We start from the raw sequence: 21052 nt of genomic DNA on the forward strand, positions 1-21052 counted from the left end.
GGTCAGGCCGCCGGGTCCGCGGTGCGCCGACGGGCGCCCGCCCTGCGGTGTGCGAACCACCCCGCGGCCGCCAGCAGCGCGGCCACCGCCCCGAGCGCCACGACGTCGAGGCCGGTCGAGGCGAGGCTTCCTCCCGAGGAGGACGCCGTGCCCGAACCGCCGGAGACGGACCCCGAGGCGGACGTACCGGAGGAACCGCCGGAGGTGCCGCCGGTGGAGCCGCCGTCCGAACCTCCGGTCGAACCGCCGTCCGTGCCGCCGTCCGCCCCGCCTGTCGCACCCCCGTCCGTGCCGCCGGACCCGTCGTCCGTGTCCACCGGTTCCTGGCCGGCGAAGGCGACCGGGACCTTCACGTCCTGGGAACGGTCGCCGGACAGCGTGTGGTCGGCCCGGGTGACCAGGACGCAGGTGGAGACGAAGCAGTCGGTGAACTCGTCCTTCGCGTCGACGGTGAGCTCGACGCCGAAGGAGCCGCCCGCCGTGTAGGGGATCGCCAGGTCCTTCCCGTAGTCGGGCGGGTTGGACGAGATCCAGGCCGAGGTGTGCGAGTCGCCGGACATGTCGACGCCGCCGACGCACGGGCTGGGCAGTTCCCCCTCGCCGTTGTCGACGCACAGGGCGACGTAGACGCCCTTCTCCTCGTCGTAGCCGGAGCCGGTCACCTTCAGCTTCTGCCCGACGGTGGCGAGGTGGTTCACCGGGGTGACGGTGAGCTTCTGTCCCCCGGGGCCGGTGACCGTCCTCGATCCGGACGGTTCCGGTTCCGCGGGGCTCTCACCTCCGTCACCCCCGCCGGGCGTGCCTCCGGACCCGGTGACCGTCAGGGTGACCGGGGTGGTGCGGGTGGTGCCCGCCGGGTTGGTGAACTCGGCCCGGTAGCGGTAACCGTCGTGCGCCGCCCTCGCGGTGAACGCGTACCTGCCCGCCGTCGCCCCCACGATGTCCTTCCAGGTCTGGTCCCCGTCCGTGCTGACCTGCCAGCGGACCTCGGGGGCCGGGGCGCCCTCGGCCGCGGCCACGAGCACGGCCTCGGCGCCCTGCGCGACCGACTGGTCCGTGGGCGCCTGGGTGATCTTCGGGGACATCCGGCGTTCGAGCTTGCTGATCGTGCTCGCGGCCGGGTTGGCGACGTAGACGGTGCTGCCGCCCGGGGCGACGGCCACGCTCGCCTGGCCGGTCTGTCCGGGGCTGCCCGGCAACGGCGCCGGCTCGGCGGCCTCCTCGTACGTCGTCGTGTCGTAGATCCCGAGCGAGCTGTCGTTGTCACCGCCGTTGCTGGTGTCCCCGCTGTCCTGCCAGACGACGAACGCACGGCCGGTGGCGGTGTCGAAGGCGACGTCCGTGGCCCGGTCGGGGCCCTCGATCGTGGCGAGCGGTTCGGCGTCCGGGCCGAAGACCAGGACCGTGTTCCCGCTGCCCGCCCAGACGTTGCCCGTGGCGGGGTCGGGGGCGACGAACCAGAGGTTCTCGGAGGGGAGCTGGGCGGTCGCGGTCACGGCGAAGGAGCCTGTGTCCACCCGGCTCAGCGGTCCGCCGGCCCAGCCCGACCAGGCGGCGCCGCGGGCGGCGTCCACCCCGAGCCGCGAGCCTCCGCCGAGGGTGAGCGTGCGCCGGACCGTGCCGGTCGACGTCTCGACCTCGGAGAGGAGCGCGCCCTGCTGGACCAGGACGGTGGCGGCCTCGGTGCCCGGTCCCGTGGCCGTGACGCTGGAGCCGGTGAGCCAGACGCCCTTCGCGGTCTCGTCACCGTCCTGGGCGGTGCCGATGCCCCGCAGCGGGTAGTGGAAGACGACGCCGTCCCGGGCGAGCGGTGCGACGATCTGGGTGACCCTGCGGCCGGCCAGGGAGCCGTTGGAGCCGGGCGCCTGGCTGACCGTGCTGCGGACCGTGCCGTCCGACGCGTCCAGGACGTACAGGCCCTGTTCGTTCACGTCCGAGGTGTCGGCGATGTTGTCGGCGCCGACGTACAGCTTCCCCGAGTCGGGGTGCAGCAGGAGGTCCAAGGGCTTGCCGGCGCCCGTGAACTCGGCGGTCTGCCGGTAGCTGACGGTGCCCGCGGGCACGTCGACCCCGTCCCCGCCGTCGTCGCCACCACCGGTGTCCTGGCCCTCGAAGACCACGGGGACACGGACGTCCTGGGAACGGTCGCCGGAGCCCCGGTGGTCGACGCGGGTGACCACGGCGCAGGTGACCTGGGTGCAGTCGAGGCCGTTGCCCCGCTGCTCGACCTCGATCTCGACGTCGAAGCTTCCGCCCTCGCCGTACGCCTTGGCCAGTTCGCCCTCGTAGACGTCGCCCTCGGGGACGATCCACTGCGACGATCCGCCGCCGCCCGTCATGTCGGCACCGCCGAGGCACGGCGAGGGGATGCGGTTGTCCCCGTTGTCCTTGCAGAAGGCGATGTAGATGCCCTTGGTCGCGTCGTACCCCTCGCCGGTGACGCGGACGGTGTCGCCGTCCGGGTCGAGGTGCGCGGACGCGGACACCGTGAGCCGCTGCCCGTTCTTGCCGAGCCCCGTCCTCGGTGAGTCCGCGGCCTGCGCCGCCGATCCCACCGTGACGCAGGCGGCCACGAGCGCGGCCGCGGCCAGGAGTGCCGCCGGGCGCCCGGGGCGGGGTCCGCCCGCGCGGTCCGGCCTTCGCCGGGCGGACGTGTCGTCTGCCATGAAGAGTTCCTCACTTGCCGGATGCGCCCGGCACCCCGGTACGCCGGAAGCCGGGCCCCGTCGTACGGAGCCCGGCCCGGCAGGTGATTACTGGAAGTCGATCGGGACGTGGACGTCGTACTTGCGGTCACCGCTGTCGAGGTGGTCGGCGCGGGTCACCACGGCGCAGTCGACGTCCTCGCCGCAGACACGGCCGTCGTCGAGGGTGGCCTTGACGAAGATCTGCACGCTGAAGCTGCCGCCCGCAGCGAACTTGGAGCTGTTGGCGAAGAGGCCGCCGAAGGTGTCGTTGACCCAGTGCGAGGCGCCGGTCGCGCCGCTCTCGTCCTGTCCGCCGAGACAGGGGGTGGGCTTGTTCGCACCCTGCGCCCCGTCGACCGCGCACAGGCCGACGTAGACGCCCTGGCCCGTGTTGTAACCGGAGCCGGTGACCGTGACGACCTGGCCGGAGGCGGAGGCGCTGTCCGGGGCGGCCAGCGACAGGTTGTAGGTGGTGGTGCCGTCGGTGACCGTGCGGGTCGAGGTGGCGGCGGAGGCGGACGAGGCCAGGCCCAGGGTCAGGGCGGCGGAGGCGAGGACGGCGAGTCCGGCGCGGGCGGCGGTACGGGCGGACGGAACAGCTCTCATGGCGGCAGAGCACCCTTCTAGGTGTCAGGTCTGAACTGTCGGGAGCTCGAACGGCCGTCGGGGGCGGTCTTCTTCCCACCGGCGGACGGGGTGGCCGGCAGGCCCACCCACCCGTTCTCACTTAGGTAAGGCAAACCTAAGTACACACTCCGGGCAACTGTCAATGGCCGGCAAAGAATCGCCATGCCCCCTTGTCGGAGGCCGAGTTGACGTCGTACGGGCGCATGCCGGGGAGCGGGCCGCACCCGCGGCCCGCTCCCTCTCCACACGTCCGGGGCGCCCGGTGCGGGTGGCTTCAGCCCTCGTTCCGCACGCGGAAACCGGCCGAGGCGCGACGGTCCCCCGTCACCGAGTACAGCTCCGCCGTGTGCGCGCCCGCGGTCGCGGTGACGTACACCGGGAAGGTCCGGAAGACCTGTCCCGAGGCGTCGGCCACCGCCTGGTAGCGGGTGTCCTCGTCGATGGCGACGAGGACCACCTCGCCGGGCTCGAACCCCTCACCCGTGACGCGCTGTTCGGTCCCCGGCGCCACTTCCGGGTGCTCGACGAGCGCCGCCGGGACCGCGGACGGCGGCTCCTGCGGCACCGCCCCCTCGGCCGGCACCGGGTCGGGCTCCTGTGCGGGCGGCGCACCCGGTGACCCACCGTCGGGGCTCTCGGCGCTCCCCGGCGCGGGCCCACCGTCGACTCCGGGCACGGGCGTGGGTCCGCCGCCGGTACCGAGCGTCACATCGAGTTCGCCGATGGCGTCCCCCTCGGCGAACGGGCGCCCGCTCCAGCCGGCCAGCAGCCGCGCCCCGTCAGCCGTGAGCGAGGCCCGCAGCCCGGCCCAGGTCAGCCCTCCGGACCGTACGACGGGTTCCGCGCCGTCCGTATGCAGATCGGCCAGGGCCACGGCCCCTTCCGCACCGGCCTGTCCGTCGCGGACGTACAGCGCGCCCTCGCCGCCCTCCAGCCGCAGCCGCAGGCCGCCGAGACCGAGCTCACCGGCGGCCGGGCCCCCGGCGCCGGTGAGCCGTGCCGTACCGGCCAGGGTGACGTCCGCGTCCCCGGACCCGAGGTCGGCGCCGCCGCTCCCGGCCGGGAACCACGTGAGCCCTCCGGCCCCGCGCACGGCGGGCTTCTCCGCCTCCAGTTCCACACCGTGGGACCCCGTCGCCCAGCTCACATAGCCGCCGGACACCTCGTCCGGCAGCGGGTCCTGGCCGGCCACCGCGGTCCCCGGCCAGAGCAGAGCCAGCAGGACACCGCCCGCCAGCACGGCCGCGCCTGATCGCACGGCACCTGGTCTCTCGGTCACCATCTTCACGTTCTCCTCCGGATACGACGCTGTGTCGGTCGGGCCTGCGCCCGTCAGGCCTGTGCCGCTTCCGCCCCGGCCCGCCGGCGCCTCCGCGCCACGGACCAGGCCCCCGCACCGGCCACGACCAGGCCCGCCGCGGTCAGGCCGAGGGGCAGCGCCACTCCGGAACCGGTGCTGGCGAGCGGACCCTTCGGGGTCTCCGCGCCGTCGCCGGAACCGGAACCGGCGTCCGCCCCTCCGGTGGCGCCGGACCCGGACGTACCCGCCCCCGCCGAACCGGAACCGGACGTCGCGCCCGGAGCGGCCGAGGCGGTCGCACCGTCCGACGCCGCCGCACCGCCGAAGGTCACGGGGATCCGGACGGTCTGGCTCTGGTCACCACCGCGCGTGTGGTCGTTGCGGGTGATGACGGCACACGTCACACCGGACTTGGCGCAGTCGGTGTTGGCATCCTTGGCCCGCACCTTGAGCCGCACGCTGAACGACCCCTCGTGCCCGCTTCCCTTGTAGGGCTCGGCGAGCCCCTCCCCGTACGAGGGCGGGTTCGAGGACACCCAGACGGAGGCTCCGGACTCCCCGGACATGTCCACCCCGCCGACGCACGGGGTGGGTGTCTTCCCGGCCCCGTTGTCCACGCAGAAGGCCACGTAGACGCCCTTCTCCACGTTGTACCCGGAGCCGGTGACCGTCACGGTCTCACCGGCTCCGTCGAGCCCCGTCGCCTTGGAGACCGTGAGCTTCTGCCCCTCGGGCCCCGTGGCGGACGCGTCCGCCGCCACCGCTGACGGCGCCATGGGCAGCGTCAGCGCGAGGGAACCCGCCACGACGGCGGCCCATCGCGCGCCACGCCCCCGGCGCACACCGTTCGACCCACTCAATGCCCACACCCCCACCCTAGGTAACCAAGGGAAGCCTAACCTAAGCTACTTGGCACGGAAGTGCCAGACGCGGTGCGCGGGGGACGGTGCCGGGCGCCAGGAGAGGAGCGTTCGAGTCATGCGCGTACCCGGGAGACCCCCACGAGCCCGACGGCCCCTTTCGCGACGTCACGGACCCGCGGTCCTGGGTGTGGCGATCGCCCTGCTGACGAGTGCCTGCGGAGGCGGAGCCGGTGGTTCGGCGTCGGCCGGCACCGCACCGGTACCGGCGGGCGAGCGGGCGGCGGTCGCGGCCCAGCGGCTCGCGGAGAACACCGTCGTGCCGCTCGAAGGCGATCCGCCCGCGCCGGAGTTGCCGGTCACCGTGGACTCCTCCGACGGACGGAAGGTCACGGTCGAGGACACCTCACGCATCCTGCCGCTCAACGGGGGCATCGCCGAGATCGTCTTCACCCTCGGCCTCGGCGACCGGGTCGTGGGGCGCGATGTCACCGCCACCTTCGAGGAGGCGAAAGATCTCCCCCTGGTCACCAGGGCGCACGACGTAGGCGCCGAGAGCGTGCTCTCCCTCCACCCCACGGTGGTGCTCGCCGACACCGACACCGGACCCAGCGAGGCCATCGGCCAGATCCGCGACGCGGGCGTCCCCGTCGTGGTGCTCGACCCGGCGACCCGGCTCCAGGACGTCACCACCCGGACCACCCGCGTCGCCGAGGCTCTGGGCGTCCCCTCCGCGGGCGAGGCGCTCAACACCCGCATGCGGAAGGAGATCGCGGACGCCCGGGCCTCCGTCCCCGAGGGAAGCCGCCCCCGGGTGGCCTTCCTCTACATGCGCGGCAGCGCCGCCGTCTACCTCCTCGGCGGCAAGGGGTCCGGGGCGGACTCCCTGATCGAGGCCGCCGGTGCGGTGGACGCGGGTGTCGGGTCGGGGCTGGACAAGCCCTTCACCCCGATCACCAGCGAGGGACTGGTCGCGGCCGGGCCGGACGTCATCCTGATGATGACCAAGGGGCTGGACTCCGTCGGCGGGATCGAAGGGCTCGTGGAGATCCCGGGCATCGCACAGACACCGGCCGGCATGGACCGCAGGGTCGTGGACCTGGAGGACGGAGTGCTCCTGAGCTTCGGCCCCCGCACACCGCTGGTCATCGACATCCTCGTCGACCGGCTCCACGGCGCCTGAGCCGGGGCGGGCCCGGCACACAGGGACCGGAGGTCAGACGGCCTCGGAGCCGGCCGGCCCGTAGGCCCGCAGGAAGGTGTCGACCGCGGCTTCCGCCACCGCGCGCATCGCGGCGGCGGGGACCGCGCGGGCACCGAGCCGGGAGCGCGCCTCCATCGGGCCGGTGAGGAGGGCCAGGAGCTGCTCCGCGGCCAGGTCCGGGTCGCAGGGGCGCAGCCGGCCGGCCAGCGACAGGCGTGCGAGCCTGTCGGCCAGCGCCTCGCCGGGCCTGCCCTGGGTACGCTCCTGGACGACCTCGATCAGATCGGGAAAGCCCGCGACCTGGGCGTACGTCAGCCACCGCAGTGCGCGGGCGCGTTCGCCGCAGCAGACCTGGAGCATCCGGTACGCCATGCCCTCCAGGGCGTACCGGAGATCGTCACCCGGGTCACGCAGCCGCTCGACGACGGCGAGATTCTCCGCCATCACCGTGTCGGCCACGGTCTCGATCGCGTGCCGGAACAGATCTTCCTTGTCCCTGAGGTGGTTGTAGACGGTCGGCTTGGCGACACCCGCCTCTTCGGCGATCTCCCGCACACATGCGTTCGCGTACCCCCGCCGCGCGAAGACGGTGAAGGCCGCATCGAGGATCGCCTGCCGCTTGTCGATACGCCCCCGGGGCGCGGTCCTCCCGGACGGAGTGGTCGCTGCTGTCACCTCCGCAGCGTACCGCCAGCCCAAATGGACCGATGAGAACACTTCATTGAACTGAGAGGTTCAAGGCTGACACCGCCCATGAGAGGGGCGGCAGCGGTCGTCGACATCCCGCGCTTCAGGGACGGAACGACCGAGGAGGAGCAGGCGGAGAGGCGCCGGCCGCGATGCGGCGTACGTCGGCCGTGGAGTCGGCAGCGTCCGGAGCTCACGAAGCCGCACACATCCCTACGGATCCGGCCCGCACCGGACGGCGCGGAACTGGCCACAGTTCGGCGCCGTCTCAGCACGTGGGCAACACCCCGTCCGCGCATTCCCGTTCGAACACCGCCCATTCGAACGGAATCTCAACTCACCCTGGGACGTAAGGCTTCGCGGGCTCTCCGCGCCCCCGCCACCGCGCCCGGAAGACACACGGCGAAACGTCCGGTTAACGAACACGGCATTTCCGGCAACGGACGACTTCCGGCCAATGTGTTGACGCGGTCCTGACACGCGCAGGCTCAGGCTGGCACTCTTCCCCCGTTCCACGCACCGCCTGCTCTGCCGGCCCACTCACCCAGTCGGTCGTAGCCCCCCTCGCAGAAGGAGTCCGCGTGAGACCCACGCACAGCCGTCGTGCCACCGCGACAGGCGCTCTGATAGCCGCCGCAGCCCTTCTCGCCGTCGGAATGCAGGGCGGAGCCGCATCGGCCGCGCCCGAAAGCGCGACCGCGGCCCCCGCCGCCGCGGTGAAGGGCGCCGATCCCGGCGCGCTCCCCGCGAAGCTCTCCCCCGCCCAGCGCGCGGAACTGCTCAAGGAGGCCAACGCCACCAAGGCGGCCACCGCCGAGGAGCTCGGGCTCGGCGCCACGGAGAAGCTGGTGGTCCGCGATGTCGTCAAGGACGTCGACGGCACCACCCACACCCGCTACGAGCGCACGCTCGACGGTCTCCCCGTCCTCGGCGGCGACCTGGTCGTGGCCGCGTCGAAGTCCGGGACGACGCAGGGCGTCACCAAGGCGTCGAAGGCGACCGGGGCCCAGCTGAAGGCTGTCGGCACGACGGCGGACGTCGCGCCCGCCACCGCCGAGAAGCAGGCGCTCACCGCGGCCAAGGCCGACGGCTCGAAGAGCACCGAGGCGAGCAAGGCCCCGCGCAAGGTCGTCTGGGCGGCGAACGGCACCCCGCAGCTCGCCTACGAGACGGTGGTCGGCGGACTCCAGCACGACGGCACCCCGAACGAGCTGCACGTGATCACGGACGCCTCCTCCGGCGCCAAGCTCTTCGAGTGGCAGGCCATCGAGACCGGCACCGGCAACACCCAGTACAGCGGCACGGTGACGCTGGGCACCTCCGGCTCCGGCAGCTCGTACAACCTGACGGACTCCGCGCGCGGCAACCACAAGACGTACAACCTGAACCGCGGTACGTCCGGCACCGGGACCCTGTTCTCCGGGACCGACGACGTCTGGGGCAACGGCAGCGCCTCCAACACCGAGACCGCCGCCGCCGACGCCCACTACGGCGCCGCGGAGACCTGGGACTTCTACAAGAACGTCATGGGCCGCACCGGCATCAAGGGTGACGGCGTGGGCGCGTACTCCCGCGTCCACTACGGCAACAGCTACGTCAACGCCTTCTGGTCCGACAGCTGCTTCTGCATGACCTACGGCGACGGCAGCGGCAACCTCGCTCCGCTCACCTCGCTGGACGTGGCGGCGCACGAGATGACGCACGGCGTCACCTCCAACACCGCCGGTCTCAACTACAGCGGTGAGTCGGGCGGCCTCAACGAGGCCACCTCGGACATCTTCGCGGCGGGTGTGGAGTTCTACTCCAACACCACCACCGACCCGGGCGACTACCTCGTCGGCGAGAAGATCGACATCAACGGCGACGGCACCCCGCTCCGTTACATGGACAAGCCGAGCAAGGACGGCGCGTCCAAGGACTCGTGGTACTCGGGCCTCGGCTCGATCGACGTCCACTACTCCTCGGGCCCGGCCAACCACTTCTTCTACCTCCTGTCGGAGGGCAGCGGGGCCAAGACGGTCAACGGGGTCTCCTACGACTCCCCGACGTCAGACGGCCTCCCGGTGACCGGCATCGGCCGGGACAAGGCGCTGCAGATCTGGTTCAAGGCGCTCACCACGAAGTTCACCTCCACCACCAACTACGCGGCGGCCCGCACCGGCACCCTCGCCGTGGCCGGTGAGCTGTACGGCACCTCGAGCGCCGAGTACGCCGGCGTCGCCAACGCCTGGGCCGCCATCGCCGTGGGCTCCCGCCCCGGCGGCGGCACCGACCCGGGCGGCAAGGTCTTCCAGAACACCACCGTCAAGGCCATCGCCGACCGGAGCACCACCAACTTCCCGGTCGTCGTCAGCGGTGTCACCGGCAACGCGCCCAGCGCCCTGTCGGTGGCGGTGAACATCACCCACACCTACCGCGGTGACCTCGTCCTCGACCTGGTCGCCCCGGACGGGACGGCCTACCGGCTGAAGAACTCCTCGTCGAGCGACTCCGCGGACAACGTGGTGGAGACCTACACGGTCAACGCCTCCTCCGAGGTGGCCAACGGCACGTGGAACCTGAAGGTCCAGGACGCCTACTCGGGCGACACCGGCACCTTCAACAGCGTCAAGCTCACCTTCTGAGCAACCGGGACCGCTGAGCGGGCACCGGCCCGCACCGCGCACCGACGCTGAGGAACCGGCCCCGGGAAGCATGCTTCCCGGGGCCGGTCCGCGCGTCGGAGGTCCGCGTCAGAGAGGGAGGTCCCCGTCCCGGCCCGGTACGTTCTGCTCGGCCCAGACGATCTTGCCGTTCGCCGTGCGGCACGAACCCCACCTGCGGCACAGCAGGTTGATGAGCTGGAGCCCCCGGCCGCCCTCGTCACTGACGTCGGCGTGCTGGATCTGCGGCAGATCCGGCCCGGTGTCGGCGAGTTCCACCTGGAGGCGCTCGTCGAGCAGCAGCCGGAGCCTGCCGGGGCCGCCGCCGTAGCGCAGGGCGTTGCCCACCAGTTCGCTGACCACCAGCTCCGTCACGTCGGCGAGTTCGCCCAGCTCCCACCGGGCGAGCTGTTCGGTGACCAGCTTGCGGGCGGTGGACGCGGGGTTGCCCTCGGTGGGCAGGTCCCACTCGCGCAACCGCACACCGGGGCCCAGCTCGTGGCCACCCGCGACCAGCAGCACCGCCTCGTCGAACCGGCCGTCGTCCCGCCGCGGCAAGGTGAGCGGGCCTCCGCTGTCCAGCTGTTCGGGCGCCATGGCGGCCACGGTCGCGCGCAGCCCTTCCAGTTGCACGTCCACGTCGTCGGTGCGTGTCTTGATCAGGCCGTCGGTGTAGAGGACGAGCCGTCCGCCCACCGGGCCACGCACCCGCAGCGGGTCGTACGGGATCACCCCGGCGCCCAGCGGCGCCCCGACCGGCACGTCGAGATAGCGGGCCGTGCCCCCGGCATCCACCAGCAGGGGCGGCGGATGGCCCGCGCTGGCGATCGTGTAGCTGGAGTCCGCAGGGTCGTACACGGCGCACAGACAGGTGGCGACCTGGTCGTCCTCCAGGTCACGGGTGGCCAGGTCGAGCCGGGCGAGGAGCCGGTCGGGCGCGATGTCCAGCATCATGAGCGTGCGGGCGACGGTCCGCAGCCGGCCCATCGTGGCGGCGGCCGGCAGACCGTGGCCGGTGACGTCGCCGACGACCAGCGCCGTACGCCCGCTGGGGAGCGCCACCACGTCGTACCAGTCCCCGCCGACGCCGTGGGCGTCGACGGCAGGCGCGTAGTGGGCGTGCACCCGGAGGCCGGGGGTGTGCGGTGTGGCACGCGGGAGCAGGGAACGCTGGAGCGAGACGACGTGCTCCCGCTCGCGCCCGTAGAGCCGGGCGTTGTCCATGAACACGGCGGCCATGGAGGCGAGCTGACCCGCCAGATCCAGGTCGGCGCGGTTGAAGGGCGGGCTGTCACCGGCGCGCACGAAGTCCGCGGAACCCAGCAGGACACCGCGGGCGATCAGCGGCACCGCCATGTAACTGTGCACGCCCTGCCGGCGCATCGCCGCCTCCGCGCTGTCCGTCGGCGCGACGCGCGCGTAGTCGCGCGCTGTCATCCGGCCGACCAGTACGGGCCTGCCGTTGCGCAGGCACTCGGTGGTCAGCAGCGTCTCGCGGCGCTCCAGCCGGTTCACCACCTCGCCCACCGGGGCGGGTTCGAGCTCCGCGAGCGCGTCGATGGCCCGGACCGCCATGGCCCGGGTGACGGGCACCGCGGTGCCGGTGACGCGCTCGCCCTCCTCGCCGTGGAGCACGGACTCCAGCAGGTCGACGGCGGCGGCGTCGGCCAGTCTGGGGACGCTGAACGCGGCCAGTTCCTCGGCCGTGCGCTCCAGGTCCAGCGATGTGCCGATCCGGGTGCTCGCCTCGTTGAGCCAGCGCATCCGGGCGGCGGTGGTGAAGCGGTCCCCCCGGGGCCCGGCGGGTTCCGCCCGGCGTGGGTGCAGCAGACGTGGGCCGGCGTTCTGCACGGCCAGCCGACGGGTCAGGCGTCTCGCTCGGCCTCCGCCGCCGTTCACCGTGCTGACCTCCACTCGCGTCCGGGGGAACGCCTCGCTCGTCACGTCGGTGGCTGCTGGGCAGCACCGGCAGGGCTGTCATGTTAGCGAGATCGCGGCGAAAACACCCCTGCCGGACGACCGGTACGGAATCAGACACGGCAGTGGGCCCGGCGCGGGACACGCGCCGGGCCCACCGTGCCCACCGGAACGTCAGCGCAGCAGCACCCCGCCGCCGTCACCCGTCGACGCGTTCGGCACGGCGACGAGGCCGGGTTCCGCGCCCGAGGCGAGCAGCGGATGGGCGGGCAGGACGCGCACGGTGTAGCCGTAGGGGCCCGTGCGGTCGAGGGCGAGCGGCCCCTCGTACAGCCAGCGGTCCTCCAGGTCGTGGCCGCCGGCCGGCTTCAGCGGGAAGGTCCTTGCCTCCGCGATCGCGTCCCCGGAGTCGACCCGCCCGGCGACCACCTGCACCTCCACGTCCTCCGGGTCCAGACCGCCCAGGGCGATCCGGACGCGGAGCGCGAGGGTGGACCCCAGTTCGGCGGTTCCGCCGACGGCCGTGTCGGCGGTGGCCTCCACGTGATCGACGGTCACCTGCGGCCAGGCCGCGCGGACCCTGGTCTTCCACGCGGCGAGGTCGCGGGCCGCCGCGGGCTTCAGCGCCCTGCGGGACAGAGCCGCGGGTGCGTAGAGCCTTTCGACGTACTCACGCACCATGCGGCCCGCGAGGACCTTGGGGCCGAGGGTGGCCAGGGTGCTGCGGACCATCTCGATCCACCGCTCGGGCAGGCCCTCGGCGTTGCGGTCGTAGAAGCGGGGGGCGACCCGGTCCTCGATGAGCGCGTACAGGGCGTTGGCCTCCAGCTCGTCGCGCCGTTCCTCGTCGGTGGCGGACCCGTCGGCGGTGGGGATCGCCCAGCCGAAGTCGGGATCGAACCACTCGTCCCACCAGCCGTCGCGGACGGAGAGGTTGAGGCAGCCGTTGAGCGCGGCCTTCATCCCGCTGGTGCCGCAGGCCTCCAGGGGGCGCAGCGGGTTGTTGAGCCAGACGTCGCAGCCCGGGTAGAGCTTCTGCGCCATGCCCATGCCGTAGTCCGGCAGGAAGACGATGCGGTGGCGCACCCGGGGATCGTCGGCGAACCGCACGAGCTCCTGGATGAGCCGTTTGCCGCCGTCGTCGGCGGGGTGGGCCTTGCCGGCGACGACGATCTGGATCGGGTGCGTCGGGTGGAGCAGCAGTTCCCGGAGCCGGTCGCGGTCGTGCAGCATGAGCGTCAGCCGCTTGTACGAGGGCACCCGGCGGGCGAAGCCGATGGTCAGGACATCCGGGTCGAGCACGCCGTCGATCCAGCCGAGCTCGGCGGTGCCCGCGCCCCGCCCGCGCCAGGAGGCGTGGAGGCGCCCGCGCACCTCGGTGACGAGCTGCTCCCTCAGCCCTCTGCGGAGGTCCCAGATCTCACGGTCGGGGACGGCGTCCAGGTGCCCGGCCGGCCCGTCCCCGGTGCTGTCCGTCGCGCCGTCCCCGAGGCGCAGGACCTCGGGTGCGACCCAGGTCGGGGCGTGCACCCCGTTGGTCACCGAGGTGATGGGCACCTCGGAGGGGTCGAATCCCGGCCACAGCCCGGAGAACATCTCCCGGCTCACGGCTCCGTGCAGGGTGGAGACCCCGTTGGCCCGCTGGGCGAGCCGCAGCCCCATCACCGCCATGTTGAAGAGGCCGGGCTCGCCGCCTTCGTAGGTCTCCATCCCGAGGCGCAGGATCTTCTCGGCCCCGACGCCAGGCAGCTCCCCGTCGTCACCGAAGTGACGGGCCACGAGCTGGCGGTCGAAACGGTCTATCCCGGCGGGCACCGGGGTGTGGGTGGTGAACACGGCGCCGGCCCGCACGACCTCCAGGGCGGCGTCGAAGTCCAGTCCCGTCTCGGAGAGTTCCCTGATCCTCTCCAGGCCGAGGAATCCGGCGTGCCCCTCGTTGGTGTGGAACACCTCGGGGTCCGCGTGCCCGGTCAGCCGGCAGTAGGTGCGCACGGCGCGCACACCGCCGATGCCGAGCAGCATCTCCTGCAGGAGGCGGTGGTCGCTTCCGCCGCCGTAGAGCCGGTCGGTGACGTCGCGCTCGCCGGGGGCGTTCTCCTCGACGTCTGAGTCGAGGAGCAGCAGCGGGACGCGGCCGACCTGGGCCTGCCAGATCGAGGCGTACAGCGAACGGCCGCCGGGCAGGGCGAGCACCACCCGGCTGGGGGTGCCGTCGGCCTCCCGCAGGAGGGTGAGCGGCAGCTCGTTGGGGTCGAGGACGGGGTAGTGCTCCTGCTGCCAGCCGTCCCGGGACAGGCTCTGGCGGAAGTAGCCGTGCCGGTAGAGCAGGCCGACCCCGATGAGCGGCACGCCCAGGTCGCTGGCGGCCTTGAGGTGGTCCCCGGCCAGGATGCCGAGGCCGCCCGAGTACTGGGGCAGGGCGGCGGTGACACCGAACTCGGGTGAGAAGTAGGCGATGGCTGCGGGGAGCTCCGCACCCTGGGAGAGCCGGCTCTGGTACCACCTCGGCCCCCCGAGGTACTCCCGCAGGTCCTCGGACACCTCGGTGAGCCGGCGCATGAAGTGCTGGTCCCCGGCCAGCTCGGCGAGGCGTGCCGCGGGGACGGTGCCGAGCAGGCGTACGGGGTCGGCGTCGGCGGACCGCGGGCCCTCCGGGTCGACCGCCCGGAAGAGCTCTTGGGTCTCGGTGTGCCAGGACCAGCGCAGGTTACGGGCGAGGTCGCTGAGCGGTCGCAGGGGTTCGGGGAGGACGGGGCGCACGGTGAATCGACGAATGGCCTTCACGTATCCCACCTTTACAGGGGACGTACGGATCCGAGGGGACGCACGACGGTGGGCGCCCTCTCCGTCACCCTCGACGTTAGCGGTGGGCCGCCGTACGAGGCCACGGCGCGCGACCGGCGCGGGCGTCGCCGCCGGGGCCGGTCCGGTGCGGTCCGGCCGCCCACGCCCCGGGCGCTGCACGGTGTGCGCCCTCCCTCCGCCGCCTCCGGAGTCACCCCCTTTCACCGGGGTCGCACCGGTACCTCCGACCCCGGTCGCCCCATGGGCCAGATGCGCCAGTTACGTACCCGTCTGTCACGGGCGATATGGCTGATTTCCCCTCCACACGCGGACTTGTGGCACCCCGCACCACAGGGAAGGCTGCGGAGGTGCCCGCGTGGCGGCCGGGGGACCGGCGCGCGGTCCACAGCGCGTACACCGGTTGCATCCAGGAGTTAACACACCGCCGGGTTGGCCGCCCGAAAGCGGTGGGAAGGCTCCCCCGGTAACACTCCCGCGCTGCACATCCCAGGTGCCCCGGTCCGAGCCCGAACCGCCCGCGCACCTGCCATTCGAGTGCCATTCGAGTGAACGCGGACAGGAGCGGCCATGCCCACAGCCCGCCAGCCGACGACCGAGCAGCTACAAAGGACGCAACCCCACCATCGCGGCGCGCGCGGTCAGCCCTTCACGCCCTCGTCGCGCGCCGCGCATGCCGAGCTCCGACCCCCAGGTGATTCCATGATCGGTCGCATTCCCGTCCTGGACGTCCGTCCGCTCGTCGACTGCGGCAGACGGCCGGCCAAAGCCGTCGCGGGCGAGACCTTCGAGGTCAGCGCCACCGTGTTCCGCGAGGGCCACGACGCCGTGGCCGCCAACGTCGTCCTGTGCGACGCGAACGGACGGCCCGGCCCCTGGACGCCGATGCGCGAGCTCGCCCCCGGAACGGACCGCTGGGGCGCCGATGTCACCCCCGGTTCCGAGGGCGCCTGGACGTACACCGTCGAGGCGTGGAGCGATCCCGTCACCACCTGGCGCACCCACGCGCAGATCAAGATCCCCGCGGACATCGACACCGCGCTCGTCCTCGACGAGGGGGCCGAGCTGTACACCCGCGCGGCCGAGGGGGTCCCGAAGAAGGACGGGCGGGAGGCCGTGCTCGCCGCCGTCGACGCGCTGCGCGACACGTCCCGGCCGGCGGCCTCCCGGCTGGCGGCCGCGCTGACCGCGGAGGTGGACGAGGCCCTCGGCCGCCACCCCCTGCGCGAACTGGTCACCGCGTCCCGGCCGATGCCGCTGACCGTGGAGCGACGGCGTGCCCTCTACGGCTCCTGGTACGAGCTGTTCCCCCGCTCCGAGGGCGCGCGGCAGGAGCCGGTGGCTCCCCCGAAGCCGGCCCGGAAGCCGAGGGCGGCCAAGACCGCGAAGACCGCGGCCGCCTCCACCCGGAAGAGCACTCCCGCGGTCACGGCGGAGGTCCCGCAGCCGGCCACCAGGACGGTCAGCGGCACCTTCCGCACCGCCGCCGAGCGGCTTCCCGCCGTCGCCGCGATGGGGTTCGACGTGGTCTATCTGCCACCGATCCACCCCATCGGCACCACCCACCGCAAGGGCCCCGACAACAGTCTGTCGCCGGGAGCCGACGACCCGGGCGTGCCCTGGGCGATCGGGTCGGCCGAGGGCGGCCACGACGCCGTCCATCCGGACCTCGGGACGCTGGAGGACTTCGACCACTTCGTAGCGACCGCGCGCACCCTGCGGATGGAGATCGCGCTGGACTTCGCCCTGCAGTGCTCCCCGGACCACCCCTGGGTGACGGAGCATCCGGAGTGGTTCCACCACCGTGCCGACGGGTCGATCGCGTACGCCGAGAACCCGCCCAAGAAGTACCAGGACATCTATCCCATCGCGTTCGACGCGGATCTCGCCGGGATCGTGCGCGAGACGGTCCGCATCCTGCGGTTCTGGATGGAGCGCGGCGTACGGATCTTCCGCGTCGACAATCCGCACACCAAGCCGGTGGTCTTCTGGGAGAAGGTGATCGCCGACGTCAACCGCACCGACCCGGACGTGATCTTCCTGGCGGAGGCCTTCACCCGTCCCGCGATGATGCGCACGCTGGCCTCGATCGGCTTCCAGCAGTCGTACACCTACTTCACCTGGCGTAACACGAAGCAGGAACTCACCGAGTACGTGACCGAGCTTTCGGGCGAGAGTTCCTCGTACATGCGGCCCAACTTCTTCGTGAACACGCCCGACATTCTTCCGGGTTACCTCCAGGAGGGCGGCCGTCCCGCCTTCGAGGCCCGGGCCGTGCTGGCCGCGACGCTGTCCCCGTCCTGGGGCGTGTACGCGGGCTTCGAGCTGTGCGAGAACACCCCGGTGCATCCCGGGAGCGAGGAGTACCGGAACTCCGAGAAGTACCAACTCAGGCCCAGGGACTGGGAGTCGGCGGAACGTGAGGGCCGCTCGCTCGCTCCCCTGATCACCTCCCTCAACCGGATCCGCCGTCGCCATCCGGCACTCCAGCAACTGCGCGACGTGCACTTCCACCCGGTCGACAACGAGGCGCTGATCGCCTACAGCAAGCGCTCCGGTTCGGACGTCGTCCTGGTGGTCGTCAACCTCGACCCTCACCACACCCAGGAGGCCACGGTCTCGTTGGACATGCCGCGTCTCGGCCTCGACCGGCACGAGAGCGTGCCGGTGCGCGACGAGCTCACCGGCGACACCTATCACTGGGGCAGGACCTTCTACGTGCGTCTCGAGCCGGGTGTGACACCGGCGCACATCGCGGTCCTGCGACCGTCCCCGCCGACCGGAGGGTCACCCACAACATGATCGTCAATGAGCCTGTCCACGACCTGTTCGAGGACACTCCCGCCAAGGACCGCGATCCCGACTGGTTCAAGCGCGCCGTCTTCTACGAGGTACTCGTCCGGTCCTTCCAGGACTCCAACGGGGACGGCGTGGGGGACCTCAAGGGCCTCACCGCCAAGCTCGACTACCTGCAGTGGCTGGGCGTCGACTGCCTCTGGCTGCCGCCGTTCTTCAAGTCGCCCCTGCGCGACGGTGGTTACGACGTCTCCGACTACACCGCCGTGCTGCCCGAGTTCGGCGACCTCGCCGATTTCGTGGAGTTCGTCGACGCCTCGCACCAGCGCGGCATGCGCGTGATCATCGACTTCGTCATGAACCACACGAGCGACCAGCACGACTGGTTCCAGCAGTCCCGTACCGACCCCGACGGGCCGTACGGCGACTACTACGTCTGGGCCGACGACGACAAGCAGTTCCCGGACGCGCGGATCATCTTCGTCGACACGGAGACGTCCAACTGGACCTTCGACCCGGTCCGCAAGCAGTACTACTGGCACCGGTTCTTCTCGCACCAGCCGGATCTCAACTACGAGAACCCGGCGGTGCAGGAGGAGATCATCTCGGCCCTGCGCTTCTGGCTGGACCTCGGCATCGACGGCTTCCGGGTCGACGCCGTGCCCTACCTCTACCAGCGCGAGGGCACCAACTGCGAGAACCTCCCCGAGACCCACGACTTCCTCAAGCGGGTCCGCAAGGAGATCGACGCCAACTACCCGGACACGGTCCTGCTGGCCGAGGCCAACCAGTGGCCCGAGGACGTCGTCGACTACTTCGGCGACTACACGGCCGGCGGCGACGAGTGCCACATGGCGTTCCACTTCCCCGTGATGCCCCGCATCTTCATGGCCGTACGCCGCGAGAGCCGCTACCCGGTCTCGGAGATCCTGGCGAAGACTCCGGCGATCCCGTCGGGCTGCCAGTGGGGCATCTTCCTCCGCAACCACGACGAGCTCACGCTCGAGATGGTGACGGACGAGGAGCGGGACTACATGTACGCGGAGTACGCCAAGGATCCGCGGATGCGGGCCAACATCGGCATCCGCAGGCGTCTGGCACCGCTTCTGGACAACGACCGCAACCAGATCGAGCTGTTCACGGCGCTGCTGCTGTCCCTTCCCGGCTCCCCGATCCTCTACTACGGGGACGAGATCGGGATGGGCGACAACATCTGGCTGGGCGACCGCGACGCCGTGCGCACCCCGATGCAGTGGACACCCGACCGCAACGCCGGTTTCTCGTCCAGCGACCCGGGGCGGCTCTACCTGCCCACGATCATGGACCCGGTCTACGGCTACCAGGTCACCAACGTCGAGGCGTCCATGGCCTCGCCGTCGTCGCTGCTCCACTGGACGCGGCGGATGATCGAGATCCGCAAGCAGAACCCCGCGTTCGGCCTCGGCTCGTACAACGAACTTCCGTCGTCGAACCCGGCGGTGATCGCGTTCACCCGCGAGTACAAGGACGACCTCGTGCTGTGCGTCCACAACTTCTCGCGGTTCGCGCAGCCGACGGAGCTCGATCTGCGGGACTTCGACGGGCGTCATCCGGTGGAGCTGATCGGCGGGGTCCGCTTCCCCGCCGTCGGTCAGTGGCCCTACCTGCTGACGCTCGCGGGCCACGGTTTCTACTGGTTCCGGCTGCGGAAGGACGCTCCGGTCGGCTGACCGCCGCGGCGGACGGCTGACGGCGCCTCACCGTCGAGGCGCCACCCGCGGGGCGGTTTCCGCCGCCCCGCACGGGGCACTCTCCCCCATATCGAGCCCTTCCGTGCTCCATCGGGCCCTTCGGGCCTATTGATCAAGTCCGTACGGACTTTCCTCACCCGACACGTCCCGCACAGCCGGACAGCCATTGCCGCAATCCGGGACACTCTTCGCATCCTGTGGTGTGCCCGGGGAAAGGACGCGATGCCATGTCGGAGGCTGCATCCACTCGAGTCGCCCTGGCGAAGAGCACAACATCGAGAAAGACGACAAGAAGACACTCGACGAGCACCACGGGCACCACGGCTCTGCTGCCGTCACTCGCCCCTCTGCTCCACGAGTGGGTGCCCCGCCAGCGGTGGTTCGCGGGCAAGGGGCAGCCCGTCACCGGCTTCTCGCTGGTGGCGGCGACGGAGATACTGCCACTGGACGCCACGGCCACGGGGCCCGGGCTGCTCCACCTGCTCGTCCGCGTGCACCAGCCGGGCAGCAGGCAGGCCCACCCCCAGGGGGACTGCTACCAGCTCCTGCTCGGCGTACGCACCGCACTGCCCCAGCGGCTCGCCGGGGCACGTATCGGCCGGGTCACCGAAGGGCCGCTGGCCGGGCGCACGCTGTACGAGGGACTGCACGACCCGCGCGTCGCCGACCTCCTGCTGGAACGATTCCGTAACCCCGGGTCACTCGGACCCCTCCGCTTCGACCGTGCCGAGCCCATCCCCCCGGGGCTCACCCCGCGCGTCCTGGACACCGAGCAGTCCAACTCCTCGCTCGTCTACGGGGACGCCTTCATCCTGAAGATCTTCCGCAGGGTCTTCCCGGGCACCAACCCCGACCTCGAACTGCCGTTGGCGCTCAGCCGTGAGGGCTGCGGGCGGGTACCCGCCCCGGTGGCCTGGTTCGAGGCGGCCACCGGCCCGGAGCCGCTCACTCTCGGGGTGCTGCAGCCGTTCCTGCGCGGTGCGCGGGACGGCTGGCAGCTCGCGCTGGCCGCCCTCGCCGCCGGGGAGGACTTCCTGCCCGAGGCGCACGCGCTCGGCCGTGCCACCGCCGAGGTGCACACGGCGCTCGCCACCGCGCTGCCGACACCGCCCCTGGCCCACGACCGGACCAGGCACCTGGTGGCCGGGATGGTGGAACGGCTGGAGGCCGCCGCCCAGGCGGTCCCGGCACTCCTCCCGTACGTACCGGGCCTGCGGACCGCCTTCGACGCCGTCGCCGCGCTCGGGGAGACCGGGCGCGGCTGGGACGCCCAGCGGGTGCACGGCGATCTGCACCTCGGTCAGACCCTCTGCGGGGACGACGGCTTCTGGTCGCTGATCGACTTCGAGGGCGAGCCGGCCAGACCGCTGCCGGAGCGCCGGAGCCCTCAGCCGACGGTGCGCGACGTCGCGGGGATGCTGCGGTCCTTCGACTACGCGGCCCGTTCGCACCACCCGTGGAACCCGGAGTGGGCGGCCCGCTGCCGCACCGCGTACTGCGAGGGCTACGCCCGCGCGGCGGGCTCCGACCCACGCGACGAACCGGAGCTGCTCCGCGCCCACGAGACCGACAAGGCGGTGTACGAGGTGCTCTACGAGGCCCGCCACCGCCCCGACTGGCTGCCGGTCCCGATGGCCGCCATCCAGCGTCTCGCCACCGCACCGGCGTGACCACCGCCTCCCGCCTCTCCCCCGAGCCCGTAGAACCTTCCGGCCCCGGCCATTCCGGGTCCCCGGCCTTCCAGGTGCCCCGGCCTTTCCGAGTGCACGAGTCCCCGCGAGTCCCCCGAGTCCCCCGAGT

General features: G+C 72.1%; 12 protein-coding genes. 5 read left to right on the forward strand and 7 right to left on the reverse strand.

Annotated features, from left to right (window positions below; all coding sequences use genetic code 11):
• Window positions 1-2: 2 nt before the first annotated feature.
• From P8A20_RS10925 to P8A20_RS10940, 4 genes are all read right to left on the reverse strand, one after another.
• Window positions 3-2666 carry a YncE family protein gene (locus P8A20_RS10925; protein WP_306103416.1) on the reverse strand — a complete coding sequence of 888 codons (2664 nt, stop codon included), beginning with the start codon at window positions 2664-2666 and terminating at the stop codon, window positions 3-5.
• An 87-nt stretch (window positions 2667-2753) separates the two neighbouring features.
• Entirely contained in the window at window positions 2754-3293 is a 540-nt protein-coding gene (locus tag P8A20_RS10930; protein WP_306103417.1) for a hypothetical protein, read from the reverse strand.
• A 295-nt stretch (window positions 3294-3588) separates the two neighbouring features.
• Window positions 3589-4596: an HtaA domain-containing protein gene (locus tag P8A20_RS10935; protein WP_306103418.1), complete on the reverse strand. Its 1008-nt coding sequence runs from the start codon at window positions 4594-4596 to the stop codon at window positions 3589-3591.
• A 50-nt stretch (window positions 4597-4646) separates the two neighbouring features.
• Complete coding sequence (locus P8A20_RS10940) at window positions 4647-5474, reverse strand: hypothetical protein (protein WP_306103419.1); 828 nt, start codon at window positions 5472-5474, stop codon at window positions 4647-4649.
• Window positions 5475-5592: 118 nt separating this feature from the next.
• On the opposite strand from P8A20_RS10940, the gene P8A20_RS10945 reads away from it, so the two are divergent.
• Window positions 5593-6657 carry a heme/hemin ABC transporter substrate-binding protein gene (locus P8A20_RS10945; RefSeq protein WP_147959578.1) on the forward strand — a complete coding sequence of 355 codons (1065 nt, stop codon included), beginning with the start codon at window positions 5593-5595 and terminating at the stop codon, window positions 6655-6657.
• Window positions 6658-6690: 33 nt separating this feature from the next.
• Here the strand turns inward: P8A20_RS10945 and P8A20_RS10950 are convergent, their stop codons facing one another.
• Complete coding sequence (locus tag P8A20_RS10950) at window positions 6691-7353, reverse strand: TetR/AcrR family transcriptional regulator (protein WP_306103420.1); 663 nt, start codon at window positions 7351-7353, stop codon at window positions 6691-6693.
• A 593-nt stretch (window positions 7354-7946) separates the two neighbouring features.
• On the opposite strand from P8A20_RS10950, the gene P8A20_RS10955 reads away from it, so the two are divergent.
• Window positions 7947-9989, forward strand: a complete 2043-nt coding sequence (locus tag P8A20_RS10955) for a M4 family metallopeptidase (RefSeq protein WP_147959576.1) — start codon at window positions 7947-7949, stop codon at window positions 9987-9989.
• 108 nt (window positions 9990-10097) lie between these two features.
• On the opposite strand, the gene P8A20_RS10960 is transcribed toward P8A20_RS10955, so the two are convergent.
• Window positions 10098-11906 (reverse strand): SpoIIE family protein phosphatase, encoded by a 1809-nt coding sequence (locus P8A20_RS10960; RefSeq protein WP_261988661.1) that lies wholly within the window; start codon window positions 11904-11906, stop codon window positions 10098-10100.
• 192 nt (window positions 11907-12098) lie between these two features.
• On the reverse strand, window positions 12099-14708 hold the full coding sequence (gene glgP, locus P8A20_RS10965) for an alpha-glucan family phosphorylase (protein ID WP_306103421.1): 2610 nt from the start codon (window positions 14706-14708) through the stop codon (window positions 12099-12101).
• A gap of 720 nt (window positions 14709-15428) precedes the next feature.
• Between glgP and P8A20_RS10970 the strand changes: the two genes are divergently transcribed.
• The 3 genes from P8A20_RS10970 (at window position 15429) to P8A20_RS10980 (ending at window position 20922) form a co-directional block, all read left to right on the forward strand.
• Window positions 15429-17528, forward strand: coding sequence for an alpha-1,4-glucan--maltose-1-phosphate maltosyltransferase (locus P8A20_RS10970; RefSeq protein WP_306103422.1), 2100 nt, complete (start codon window positions 15429-15431; stop codon window positions 17526-17528).
• Entirely contained in the window at window positions 17525-19231 is a 1707-nt protein-coding gene (treS, locus tag P8A20_RS10975; RefSeq protein ID WP_147959573.1) for a maltose alpha-D-glucosyltransferase, read from the forward strand. The genes P8A20_RS10970 and treS overlap by 4 nt, the downstream gene beginning before the upstream one ends.
• Window positions 19232-19479: 248 nt before the next feature.
• Complete coding sequence (locus tag P8A20_RS10980; protein WP_306103423.1) at window positions 19480-20922, forward strand: maltokinase N-terminal cap-like domain-containing protein; 1443 nt, start codon at window positions 19480-19482, stop codon at window positions 20920-20922.
• Window positions 20923-21052 lie beyond the last annotated feature (130 nt).

Origin of the sequence: Streptomyces sp. Alt3, assembly GCF_030719215.1 — a bacterium.
GTDB lineage: Bacteria > Actinomycetota > Actinomycetes > Streptomycetales > Streptomycetaceae > Streptomyces > Streptomyces glycanivorans.

Excerpts from the sequence above, each read along its gene's own strand:
- treS (WP_147959573.1), top strand. The coding sequence starts at position 17,525 with ATGATCGTCAATGAGCCTGTCCACGACCTGTTCGAGGACACTCCCGCC.
- P8A20_RS10970 (WP_306103422.1), top strand. The coding sequence starts at position 15,429 with ATGATCGGTCGCATTCCCGTCCTGGACGTCCGTCCGCTCGTCGACTGC.
- P8A20_RS10945 (WP_147959578.1), top strand. The coding sequence starts at position 5,593 with ATGCGCGTACCCGGGAGACCCCCACGAGCCCGACGGCCCCTTTCGCGA.
- P8A20_RS10925 (WP_306103416.1), bottom strand. The coding sequence starts at position 2,666 with ATGGCAGACGACACGTCCGCCCGGCGAAGGCCGGACCGCGCGGGCGGA.
- P8A20_RS10935 (WP_306103418.1), bottom strand. The coding sequence starts at position 4,596 with ATGGTGACCGAGAGACCAGGTGCCGTGCGATCAGGCGCGGCCGTGCTG.
- P8A20_RS10980 (WP_306103423.1), top strand. The coding sequence starts at position 19,480 with ATGTCGGAGGCTGCATCCACTCGAGTCGCCCTGGCGAAGAGCACAACA.
- P8A20_RS10930 (WP_306103417.1), bottom strand. The coding sequence starts at position 3,293 with ATGAGAGCTGTTCCGTCCGCCCGTACCGCCGCCCGCGCCGGACTCGCC.